The sequence below is a fragment of the uncultured Acidaminococcus sp. genome, assembly GCA_900538365.1.
In the GTDB taxonomy this organism is placed as follows: Bacteria; Bacillota; Negativicutes; order Acidaminococcales; family Acidaminococcaceae; genus Acidaminococcus.
The window spans coordinates 1-11,460 of record UPXT01000060.1 but is presented as its reverse complement, the minus strand read 5'-3'; the positions used below and the strand labels follow the sequence as shown (position 1 = coordinate 11,460).

Genomic DNA, 11,460 nt, shown 5'->3' with positions numbered 1-11,460 from the left:
GATGGCGGCCGGGTATACGTACGTCCTCAATTGTGTTAGAATGGATGTGATCCATAGTGATTGCTCCTTTGTTGATGATTTCTCGCAAAACCATTTTAACATGAAGCTTCACTATGGATTTTTGTTTTTTGATTAACTGTTCAAATTCATTTTACAACTAACCGTATTCTTTTTCCCAATGAATGAGTTCCTTTTCCGTTTCCGTCAGTGTCATCAGTTCTGCTACATCAATGCCCAAGGCATCGGAAATATCCATGAGTGTTGACAAGGGGATACTGTCATGATAGGTTCCCCGCTCAATCCGAGAAATCGTATCCGTATGAAGATGGGCTAAATTCCCCAAGTCTGCCTGACTGAATCCATTATGCTCTATAGCCCGCAACATCCTATCGTAGCGGATCTTGGCCCCAATGAAGCGACAAAGCTTATGTTTTTTGTCCATTATGCGGCGCCTCTTGCGCGCTCACCAACCTTTCTCTCATCCTCTCATTCAAACTTACGGTATCCTGCTTATCCTCCTTTCCTGTTTTCGCATTGTATCATGGCAGGGTCGAATTATAGGGGATTTTTTTAGTACTCATTCCCTAATTCCCCGATTTCAAGACAAACTTAAGGGGAAAATCAGCATATTAGGGTAAAAAATAGACTGGATACGGAATCATTCCGGTCCAGTCCATGGTTAGGAAATCGTCTGTTTTATTTTTTAGGTTTCACGGCCAGCGGGCGCTTGGTCGCAATGCCCGGCCGTCTGGGGTACTGCTCACCCGTAGGACGGATTTTTTCAACAGTAATGATATACCGCTTATCATCAAGACCAGGAAGCGTCAAATGGCGAATATCAACAATCTTGCCGCCTAGGATGGAAATGGCCTGACGGCCTTCTTCGGCCTCTTCCATACCCTTGCTGCCCTTCATTGCATAGAAAACACCGCCCACCCGCACAAGGGGCAGGCAGTACTCGGCAAGGACAGGCATGGGCGCCACAGCTCGGGCCACGACGACGTCGAATTTTTCCCGAAGTTTCGGATCCCGGCCCGCTTCTTCTGCCCGCGCATGGTGGCAGCGGACCTGCCCAAGGCCCATCTCGCCAGCCACCCGTTCAAGAAAAGCAAGGCGCTTGGCCAGGGAATCGATGAGGGTCAGCCGCATGGTTGGATCGTAGATCTTTAGCGGCAGGCCCGGAAAGCCCGCGCCCGTTCCTACATCAGCAATCGTCCGATTATGGAAGCGCTTTTCGTTGTAGACGGTCAGGGAATCGACCATATGCTTCACCGCTACTTCTTCCGGGTCTGTAATGGCAGTCAGGTTGAGGGAGCGGTTTGTCTCCAGGAGCTCATCCTTATAGATTGCAAAACGCCGGAGCGCTTCGTCAGAAAGGGATAGGCCAATTGCTTCGGCACTTTGTTTCAAGGTCTCCAAATAGGTCATGCTTCTTCTCCTTTGCGTTTCCTCGATTCCAGATAGACCATAAGGACGCTGATGTCAGCAGGGGAAACACCGGAAATGCGGCTTGCCTGACCAATGGAAAGAGGCCGCTGCTTACCCAGTTTTTCCGCCGCCTCCGATGACAGTTCATGGAGGGCACTGTAGTCGATATCATCCGGAAGCAGGCGATTTTCGAGTTTCATGGCCCGCATGACTTCCTGTTTCTGTTTATCGATATAGCCCTTGTACTTGACCTCTACGTCCACTTCCTCTGCAGCAACGGGGGAGAGAGGTTCGAGATCAAAAGCCTGCTGAAGCTTTTCGTAGGTGATTTCCGGACGGCGCAGAAGTTCCATCAAGTTGATGGAGCTCTTTAAAGGAACAGAGCCCATGGCAGTAATCTTTTGCTGATTTTCTTCCGATGGGGCAAGATTCTTTTTCGAAAGGGCAAAAAGGGCCCGATCGATTTCGTCCCGCTTCTTGGTAAAAGAGGCATATCGATCATCTTTTACAAGACCCACATCGCGGCCTTTCTGTGTGAGACGCAGATCGGCATTATCCTGCCGTAGCAGCAGGCGGTACTCGGCACGGCTTGTCATCATGCGGTAGGGTTCGGTCGTGCCTTTGGTGACAAGGTCATCAATAAGGACGCCAATATAGGCATCGCTTCGGCCAAGGATAAGAGGCGGACGGCTGTCGAGCTTTAACGCGGCATTGATGCCTGCCATAAGGCCCTGGGCCGCTGCTTCTTCATAGCCGCTCGTACCGTTTGCCTGACCGCAGCTAAAGAGCCCCTTGATGGCCTTATGTTCGAGGCTGGCCGTCAGCTGCAGGGGATCGAGGCAGTCATATTCGATTGCATATCCAGCCCGCATCATCTTGCAGTGCTCCAGACCCGGAATGGTCTGCATAAACGCGACCTGGACCTCAGCAGGAAGAGAGGAGCTCATGCCCTGGACATAGATTTCATTGGTCCTGAGCCCTTCCGGTTCCAAAAAGAGCTGATGGCGGCTCTTATCGGCAAAACGGACAATCTTTGCTTCAATACTCGGACAGTAGCGGGGCCCCACCCCCTCAATGGTGCCGTTGAACATACAGCTTCGGTCAAGATTGTCCCGAATAATCTGATGGGTCCGAGGATTGGTATAGGTCAAATAACAGGGAACCTGCTGACGTTCCGTAATAGGGCTGATAAAGGAAAAATTTCGTACCGCTTCATCGCCGTACTGCGGTTCGGTCCGCGAAAAATCAATGGTCCGGCGGTCCACACGAGCCGGGGTACCCGTCTTGAAACGCATGAGCGTAAGACCAGCTTTCACGAGGGAATCGGTCAGTTTCATGGCTGAACGCTGCCCGTTGGGGCCTGCCATATAAGCAACTTCCCCATATAGGATACGTCCCCTTAAATAGGTCCCTGTGGCAAGGATGACGCAGGGAGCTTCAAAGACTTCCCCCGTTTCAGCAACGACGCCTTCCACGGCACCGCTGTGAACAAGGAGCTCATCGATCATGAGCTGCTTGACGTCGAGGTTTTCTGTATTTTCCACCACTTCCTTCATAATGGTATGATAAAGCGGCTTATCGGCCTGGGCCCTTAAAGCCTGGACAGCATAGCCCTTGCCCGTATTGAGCATGCGCATCTGGATGCAGGCTTCATCAGCCGCAATCCCCATTTGCCCGCCCAAGGCATCGATTTCCCTCACCAAATGGCCTTTAGCCGGTCCCCCTACAGACGGGTTGCAAGGCATAAGAGCGATATTATCCATGGAAAGGGTCGCAAGAAGGGTCTTTTTCCCCATCCGAGCTGCCGCCAGGGCTGCTTCACAGCCAGCATGGCCTGTACCTACGACAACAACATCATAATGATCCACAACGATCATGTTACTTTATATCCTCCTCTATGCGTCCTATTTCCCGACGCAGAACTGTGCAAAGATCTCATTGATGATTTCCTCGGGCACATCATCACCCGTAATTTCGCCCAGCTCATGAAGGACCTGTGTCAGGTCAATCGTGAGACAGTCGTAGGGGAGATGGGCCCGCGCATCGCGAAGGGTCTCTGCAAGATGATGGGCTGCCTGCTCAAGCAGCGTTCCCTGACGGGCATTTTGGGTCATCATTCCCATTTCGGAATCGGATCCCTCGCCCATCACAAAATGACGGAGATAAACTGCAACCTGATCCATTCCAGCACCATCTTTAACGGAAAGGGAGAGGGCGTCACCGCCCGCAAGGGCTTCCACTTCCTCCCGCGAAATGGCCGGTGCAAGATCGCTCTTATTGAGGATCACCAGATGGGGACGGTCCTTGACCGCTGCAAGGAGGTTCCGGTCTTCGTCCGTGAGGGGACTTGCACTGTCAAGAACGACAAGAACCAGTTCTGCGTCTTCCAAAATGGCGCGGCTGCGTTTTACACCGATCTGCTCCACATAGTCTTCCGTATCCCGCAGGCCTGCCGTATCGGTCAGGACCAAAGGGATCCCGTCAAGGGTCATCTGTTCTTCAATGATGTCCCGCGTCGTGCCGGGGATATTGGAAACAATGGCCCGTTCCGTCTGGAGCAGGCGGTTCAGGAGACTGGACTTGCCGACATTGGGGCGCCCCACAATGGCAATCCGCAGACCCTCGCGAAGGATCTGGCCCGTCTCTCCTTTTTTACGAAGGCCCATGACTGCGTCATAGCACTGCTGCAGCACACCTTCCGTCTCGTCATAAGTCACATCTTCAATATCATCTTCCGGATAATCGATGATCGCTTCCAGATGGACCACCAGGTCCCGCAGGCGGCCGCGGATTTCCCTGATGGAACGGGACAGGGCCCCTTTATGGCCTCTTCCAGCTGCAACGAGGGCACGACGGCTCTTGGCATTGATGATATCCATGACCGCTTCCGCTTCCGTAAGGTCAAGGCGGCCATTGAGAAAGGCCCTTTTGGTAAATTCTCCAGGTTCTGCCGGTCTTGCCCCTTCGCTAAAGGTCAGCCGCAGGATTTCCTTCAGCGCTTCCCGTCCGCCATGGCACTGAATTTCCACCACGTCTTCCCCTGTGTAGGAATGGGGGCCCGGCATATAGACTGCCAGGACCTCATCCACATCGACACCCTTCCCGTCATGGATATGACCATACTGCAGATAACGGGGACGGGAAGGGGAAAGGGGTTCTTTCGCCCGAAAAATCCGATTGACGAGACTGAGACTTTCCGGTCCGCTGACGCGGATGATGCCCACGGCGCCAACGCCCAGGGCAGTCGCAATGGCACTGATCGTATCTTCCATGATTCCTCCAAAAAAAAGCTCCGAACAAGGGTCCGGAGCACGTAACGTTCAAGTGTGATTTATTTGAGGTCAATGACGACTTTGCGGTAAGGTTCTTCACCTTCACTGTAGGTCACGATCCCGGGCTCGTTTTGCAGGGCCTCATGAACAATCTTCCGTTCATAAGGATTCATCGGTTCAAGAAGCGCCTTGCGGCCCGTCCGCTTGACGCGATGGGCAAGGTTGTGAGCCAGTTTTTCCAATGTATCCCGGCGGCGTTTCCGGTAGTTTTCAGCATCAAGGACAATGCGGTGCCATTCTTTCTTTCCTTTATTGGCCGCAAGGTTCGTCAAATATTGCAGACTGTCCAGCGTTTGGCCATGCTTGCCAATAAGGACACCTAACCCGTCGCCATGGAGTTTCAGTTCAATTTCACCATCCTTGCGATTGATGAACTTTTCAATGATAAGATCCATCCCCATGGCCTTGAAAAGGGTTTCCAAAAAGACCTTGGCATCTTGGGCAGCGGCTTTCCGTTCTTCCTCGGCATCAGAAGAAACGGGCGCTTCGCCAGCTTCTGTTTCCTCTTTTGGAGCAGGCCGATCCGGCGTTTCCGGGACCGTTTCCGTTTTTTCTTCCAAACAGTCCGGTTCCGCAGCCTTTTCCGCTTCCTTTACGGTAACCCGTACCTTGGCGTCCCGCTTGATGAGTCCAAAAAGGGCATCCTTGCCTTCTTCCAGGACCTCAATGAGGACATCTTCACGGCTTACGCCGAGTTCCTTGAGGGCAGCCTGGACAGCATCGTCCACGGTACGCCCCGTCTTTTCAATGCGATTCATATCCATGCCTCCTTGCCGCTTGGCATTGTCTACTCTTTTAGGCTTTCTTATCGGACCGGTCCATAAAGAACTGCTGACCAATCTGCATGAGATTCATCACGACCCAGTAGAGAACAAGACCAGCCGGGAATTTCAAACTGATATAACCAATGAACAGGGGCATGAAATAAAGCATGACCTTCCCCGTCGGATTATCGGACGGCGGCATGCTCTGCCGAGATTGGATATAGGTCGTCAAGGCAGACAGGATAGGGAGGATATAATACGGATCGGGCTGACCGATACTTTGCATCCAAAGGAAGCTGCTCGGTCCTTCATAGTTAAAATCACGGATTCCGTAGAAAATCCCAATCATGATTGGCATCTGGATGACAAGGGGAAGGCATCCAGCCAGGGGATTGACCCCTTCTTTCTTGTACAGCTTGGACAGCTCTTCATTGAGCTTCATCTTATCATCGCGATAACGCATCTGAAGTTCCTTCATACGAGGCTGGATGCGGCTCATGGCCTTTGTCGAGGCAATCTGGCGCTTCGTCAAAGGGTAGAGGAGCAATTTGATGAGGATGGTCATGATGATGATGGCAAGCCCGTAGCTCGGCTCTCCGATCACGCGGGTTGCTTCATAGATGGCAGAAACCACCTGCTGCACAAACGAACTTAAGAATTCCAAGTTTTTTCTCCTTTTCTCCTGCTGCGGTCAGGGTACCGGGTCATACCCGCCCTTATGGAAGGGATGACATTTCAGTATTCTTTTCGTAGCCAGATAGGTTCCCTTCAGAAAACCATACTTTTTCACCGCTTCCAGCGCATATTGGGAGCACGTAGGATAGAACCTGCAACGGGGCGCAAGAAGAGGGGAAATGCAAATCTGATAAAAACGAATCAGGAAGATTGCGATCGTTTTCATAGGCCTCTCCGGATCTATAGCAGTCCAGCTTTCTTTGCCAGACGCAAAAACACAGTCTCATACATAGCAAAGGGTGCATGGGCCAACCGACGTCTGGCTACCCAAACGATGGAAACGGGTTTTTTTAGGCGGTACTGGTGCTGACGAAAGGTTTCCCTCATCCGCCGTTTGATCTTGTTGCGCAATACCGCATTTCCCAGTTTCTTTCCTACGGCTGTACCCAGCTGGGAATGGTCATGAGGAGAAGGCAGAAAATAAAAAACGCCAAAGCCATCCACAACGGATTGACCCTTGTCATGGATCTTCTGGAAATCCTCATGGGCCTTGACCCGATGAGCCTGCGTGTAGGTGTTTTTTCTGGGCATTTGTTCTTGTTCCAAAGCGATTGGCACCTGCCTCATAGAGTAAAATAGGCCGCGAAAGGCGGCCCATCTCATAGTTTATGCAGATAATCTCTTTCTGCCCTTCGCACGTCTTCTTTTCAAGACTTGTTTTCCACCCAGAGTCTTCATTCTTTCTCTGAAGCCATGAGTTCTTTTTCTTCTCGTGTTGTTAGGTTGGAACGTTCTCTTCATCTATTAACCCTCCTTACTTCAAAGGTGATTTGCCAAGATCGATCAAAAAATCATTTGACAGCTCATACAATTATATGCTATGGGGCGGGGTGTGTCAACCGATTTTCCCGCTCAATCTTAGTGTTTCTCTTATTTTTGCACACTTTTCTCGACGCGTGCTATGAACTGTTCGAAAAGAGCCCTCATTTCCGGGTGCTCGCGCCACATATTCTCCGGATGCCACTGTACAGCAGCGACTTGGTCACTGCCTTCTGATTCCACGCCCTCAATGACACCGTCCGGTGCCGTAGCCGTAACCACAAGGCCCTTGGCCACATCTTTCAAAGCCTGATGATGCCGGGAGTTTACATAGGCCGTATCTCCCAAGGCCGCATGGAGCAAGCTGCCTTGCTTGACGCTTACATGATGGACGGGATAGGCCCCATAGGCTTTTTGGCTGTGGCCGATGTAAGCACCGGGGCAGTCAGCCTGGAGATCCTGGTACACCGTCCCACCAAGGGCAATATTGAGAACCTGGATGCCGCGGCAAATGCCAAAAATGGGTTTTCCCGCTTCATAAAAGGCCCGAATGAGATCAATTTCAAAACGGTCCATTTTATAATCAGCACCGCCCACCTTCCAAGTCGGTTCCTCTCCAAAAAGGGTCGGGTCTACGTCCTGTCCGCCGGGGAGAAAAAGCGCGTCGGCAAGGTCCACATAATCCTTTCCACTAGCTCCTTCCACATCGGGAAACACAATGGGAAGCGCGCCCAGTTCGCCTAGGATGGTCACAATATCGCGGGGCACGTAGGGGGCCTTTTGATAAGTGGGCACCTCGTCCCGTAAGGTCAAGGTCCTGCTGACAAGGCCAATGCGAATCTTTTTATTCATGAAAATCACTCCTTCAGTTTCATGCTCATATGCCGCATTATACCATATTTTTCAGAAAACATGAGGGGCGTCTCATTGGGTCTTCCTTTTTTCGCCCTTTTTTACGAAAAAATCGTCCTTTTTTCAATAGTCAAAAGTCTTTTAGTCCACAAATTTCCGTGAAGAACAAAAAAAGCTGCCAAACGATGAAATTCATCATTTCACAGCCACGTACCTTATATTGACTATATATGAACAAGATAGATCCAAAGAGGAAGGGTCACCATGGAAAGAAGGACAGAAAGAATGACGCAGCTGGTCCCTAGGCGTGCGTCACCGCCGTAAAGGGAGGGAAAAATAGAGGTCGTCGCCCCGGCTGGCATGCCCATCATAAGAACAGCTACCCCCAGACTGGCACCGGATAATCCCATAATACGTCCCAAGCATAAGGTTAATAAAGGCAGGAAAACAAGCCGGATCATGCAGTAATAGACCGTATCAAAATCAAAGATTTTCCACGTAGGAGCCTCAGCAAGGACCGTTCCCACAACAAACATGGCAATGGCGGAATTGCATTTACTGATGGCAAGAACGGTCACCTTAAGGACGCTTGGCAGTTCAAGACGTAAAATCATGACAGCAAGGCTCAGAAAAACAGCAATCAAGCAGGGATGGGTAATGACCTTCCGGCACAGCTCCTTTTTGCTCATTCCTTCCTGGACCATGAAATAGCTCGTTCCAAAAGACCACATGAAAATACGGACAGGAATCAGGAAAATTGCGGCATAAAGGACCCCTAGATCATGATAGACCCCTTCTGCAATGGGCGTACCCAAAAACCCGCTGTTGGGAACGAGCGTCCCATATTGGAGGACCTTACGTTTTTCTCCGCTGTAACGCCGATAAAGCACTTGATTGAAGAATAGGGCCCCCACTTCAATGACAAGGGAAAGCAACAGCAAAAGGGAGCCGACAGCTGCAAAATTGGCGCCCGTATCGACAAAACAGGACTTAAAGATTGTACAGGGAAGGATCACATAGACAACAAGATCCGTCATACAGCGCTTTCCTTCTTTGGTAATGATCCTTTTTTTGGTCAAATAGGCCCCAAGAAGCATCAAGAGGAAAAGGGTCCCCTGCAAGGTTAGCAGATCACCTAAGTCCATGGTTCCATTCCTTTCTGGAAATTACTGATTCATTTTATCCATTTCAAGTTCACTGGGGAAGATAAGGTTCAGCACAAAAGCAACAACAAAGACGACGGCCACACAATTTTCAGCAAAGACGGACTTGATGACCGTCGGGAACATCTTGAAGATAGCTGGTGTTTGCGTGAAACCAATCCCAATGGAAAGGGAAAGGGCCGCAATACTCATATTGCGCTGGGTAAAACCGCAGCCGGCAAGCATCCGAACGCCGCTGACGACAATGGAGCCAAACATCATAAGGGTACAGCCACCAAGAACAGCATCAGGAAGGGAAGCTAGGATAACCCCAAAAGCAGGGAAAAGACCAGCAAGAATCATGATCAGGGCTCCGCTTGCAATGGCTTTACGATTAACAACATGGGTCATGGCGACAAGACCGACATTCTGGCTGAAGGATGTAATGGGTAGGCAGCCAAAAAGGCTGGACAAAGAACTAATGAACCCATCAACGGCAATGGAACCGCGGATTTCGCCATCTGATGCGTCCCTTCCCATGCCCATGGCGGCAAGGGCCGAGGTATCCCCTAAGGTTTCCGTAGCAGAGACAAGGAAAATAAGGAAAACAGAGAAAATGGCATCAGGCCGAAATTCCAAAGCATAGGGAAGCGGCATCGGCAGGGAAAAAAGTCCCACCTGGGTCATCCTTGATAGATCCACCATGCCCAGAAACGCAGCTGCAATGTACCCTACAACAAGACCAAACAGAACAGAAAGCTGCTTATAAAAATGCTTGGCCTTGATATTGAAGATGAGACAGCTGAGGAGGGTAATGGTCCCTACGATGAGAAACTTGGGTTCCCCAAAATGAGGATTGCCAAAGCCGCCGCCAAAAGAATTGGCTCCAATGCCTAAAAGAGAAAACCCAATGGCCGTGACGACACTGGCTGAAACAATAGGCGGAATAAACCGGCGCCAATATTTGGCCCCCATCCCAATGAGACCTTCAAGAAGGCCTCCTACAAGGGCCGCACCCAAAACAGCACCATAGCCATATTTAGCACCAATGACGCAGAAAGTAGAGACAAAGGTGAAACTGATTCCCATGATGATAGGCAGTCCTGAGCCCAAGGGTCCCAGCGGATAGAGCTGGAAAAGGGAACCGATTCCAGCAATGATCATGGCTGCCTGGACAAGGGCCCCTGTTTCCTCTGTGGATAACTTGACAGCACCCGCTACAATCAGGATAGGAGCAATGTTGGCAACAAACATGGCAAGGACATGCTGGAGCCCGAAAGGAATCGCTTTTTCAAAGGAAATTTTTCCATCCAGTTCGTAGATTGGATCTTTTTCTCTTTCCATCAGCAGCCTCCTTCATTAGCGAAACACAATGGTTCCCGTCTTGGCATCCATTTTTTTAATGATGGCAAGGCTCTTGAGATTGATGCCTTTTTTCCGCAGGGCATCACCGCCGCCTTGGAAGCCCTTTTCAATACAGATGCCGACCCCTTCGACGGTTCCACCCGCTTGATCGACAAGGTCCATCAGGCCTTCAACAGCACAGCCATTGGCAAGAAAATCATCAATGATAAGGATATGATCCCCGCCGTTGAGATATTTTTTGGAAACAATGACGTGATTTGTTTTATTATGGGTGAAGGACTTGATTTCTGTGCTGTACACATCTGCATCCATATTGCTGCCTGCTGATTTTTTTGCAAAGACCACAGGTACACCCATATGGATTGCTGTCAGACACGCAATCCCAATACCCGATGCCTCAATGGTGAGAATTTTTGTAACCGGACGGCTGGCAAAGAGTTTCTTGAAGATTTTCCCCAGTTCGCTGATGAAAGGAACATCAATCTGATGATTCAGGAAGCTGTCCACCTTGAGCACATCCCCACTCTTGATGATACCGTCAGCGAGAATCTTTTTTTGCAGTAAATTCAATTCAGCCATGACTTACCCCTTTCCAATCATGAATACACACTTATGTAAAATAGAATTATATCATAAAGTCCCTCCCCGTGGGGCACTCCCTCCCAAAAATACAGGTTCTTTTTTGCTTTTGACAAGCGTGAGTTTTTCATAGTATATTGAAAAAAATTGTTTGGTAAAGGAGGACTATTATGAAGGTACATAAAACATTTGCTTGGCTAACCGTTCTTTTCCCTTACGATGGTGACAGGCTTAAAGCGAAAATAGAACAAAGGGGCCATGACGCAAAAGGCGGGCCAGCCGGCCGCTCATTGTGACTTGACGCTGCCTTTGGGCTGTTTTTTTCTTCATTTTTTTGAAAGAAGATTCCCGTACTGCATGATTGGCTCTCGTCAATGGCGGGAACAACAAAATAGGGCTGTGAAAAATGAACGGACTCCAGAAGACCGGACACCTTCATTTTTCACAGCCTTTTTTTGGTTCTTCACGGAAATTTGTGGGGTCATGGACAAATAAATATTGAAA

The 11,460-nt window shown here is 50.0% G+C and carries 13 protein-coding genes; all 13 read right to left on the bottom strand.

All coding sequences use genetic code 11. From position 1 onward, the window contains the following. Positions 1-157: 157 nt before the first annotated feature. The gene (locus QZQ08_RS09270; RefSeq protein ID WP_296331236.1) at positions 158-442 is read right to left on the bottom strand and encodes a helix-turn-helix domain-containing protein; all 285 of its coding nucleotides are present in this window, start codon (positions 440-442) and stop codon (positions 158-160) included. A 254-nt stretch (positions 443-696) separates the two neighbouring features. Then, positions 697-1,428, bottom strand: coding sequence for a 16S rRNA (guanine(527)-N(7))-methyltransferase RsmG (gene rsmG, locus QZQ08_RS09265; protein ID WP_296331232.1), 732 nt, complete (start codon positions 1,426-1,428; stop codon positions 697-699). After that, the gene (gene mnmG / locus QZQ08_RS09260) at positions 1,425-3,305 is read right to left on the bottom strand and encodes a tRNA uridine-5-carboxymethylaminomethyl(34) synthesis enzyme MnmG (protein ID WP_296331230.1); all 1,881 of its coding nucleotides are present in this window, start codon (positions 3,303-3,305) and stop codon (positions 1,425-1,427) included. The genes rsmG and mnmG overlap by 4 nt, the downstream gene beginning before the upstream one ends. Positions 3,306-3,332: 27 nt before the next feature. Continuing rightward, positions 3,333-4,700: a tRNA uridine-5-carboxymethylaminomethyl(34) synthesis GTPase MnmE gene (mnmE, locus tag QZQ08_RS09255; protein ID WP_296331226.1), complete on the bottom strand. Its 1,368-nt coding sequence runs from the start codon at positions 4,698-4,700 to the stop codon at positions 3,333-3,335. 59 nt (positions 4,701-4,759) lie between these two features. Continuing rightward, on the bottom strand, positions 4,760-5,518 hold the full coding sequence (jag, locus tag QZQ08_RS09250) for an RNA-binding cell elongation regulator Jag/EloR (RefSeq protein WP_296331223.1): 759 nt from the start codon (positions 5,516-5,518) through the stop codon (positions 4,760-4,762). Positions 5,519-5,555: 37 nt separating this feature from the next. Continuing rightward, a complete protein-coding gene (locus QZQ08_RS09245; protein ID WP_296331220.1) occupies positions 5,556-6,188 on the bottom strand; it encodes a YidC/Oxa1 family membrane protein insertase in 633 nt (210 codons plus the stop codon). Between the two features lie 27 nt (positions 6,189-6,215). Next, positions 6,216-6,425: a membrane protein insertion efficiency factor YidD gene (gene yidD / locus QZQ08_RS09240; protein ID WP_021736708.1), complete on the bottom strand. Its 210-nt coding sequence runs from the start codon at positions 6,423-6,425 to the stop codon at positions 6,216-6,218. 14 nt (positions 6,426-6,439) lie between these two features. Next, a complete protein-coding gene (gene rnpA, locus QZQ08_RS09235) occupies positions 6,440-6,790 on the bottom strand; it encodes a ribonuclease P protein component (RefSeq protein WP_296331213.1) in 351 nt (116 codons plus the stop codon). Positions 6,791-6,865: 75 nt separating this feature from the next. Beyond that, positions 6,866-7,000, bottom strand: coding sequence for a 50S ribosomal protein L34 (rpmH, locus tag QZQ08_RS09230; protein ID WP_009014998.1), 135 nt, complete (start codon positions 6,998-7,000; stop codon positions 6,866-6,868). A gap of 129 nt (positions 7,001-7,129) precedes the next feature. Beyond that, complete coding sequence (locus QZQ08_RS09225; protein WP_296331207.1) at positions 7,130-7,870, bottom strand: gamma-glutamyl-gamma-aminobutyrate hydrolase family protein; 741 nt, start codon at positions 7,868-7,870, stop codon at positions 7,130-7,132. A gap of 224 nt (positions 7,871-8,094) precedes the next feature. Next, positions 8,095-9,015: an AEC family transporter gene (locus tag QZQ08_RS09220; protein WP_296331206.1), complete on the bottom strand. Its 921-nt coding sequence runs from the start codon at positions 9,013-9,015 to the stop codon at positions 8,095-8,097. Between the two features lie 21 nt (positions 9,016-9,036). Next, positions 9,037-10,356 (bottom strand): uracil-xanthine permease family protein, encoded by a 1,320-nt coding sequence (locus tag QZQ08_RS09215; protein WP_296331202.1) that lies wholly within the window; start codon positions 10,354-10,356, stop codon positions 9,037-9,039. 15 nt (positions 10,357-10,371) lie between these two features. Further along, on the bottom strand, positions 10,372-10,956 hold the full coding sequence (locus tag QZQ08_RS09210; protein WP_296331199.1) for a xanthine phosphoribosyltransferase: 585 nt from the start codon (positions 10,954-10,956) through the stop codon (positions 10,372-10,374). Positions 10,957-11,460: the final 504 nt, after the last annotated feature.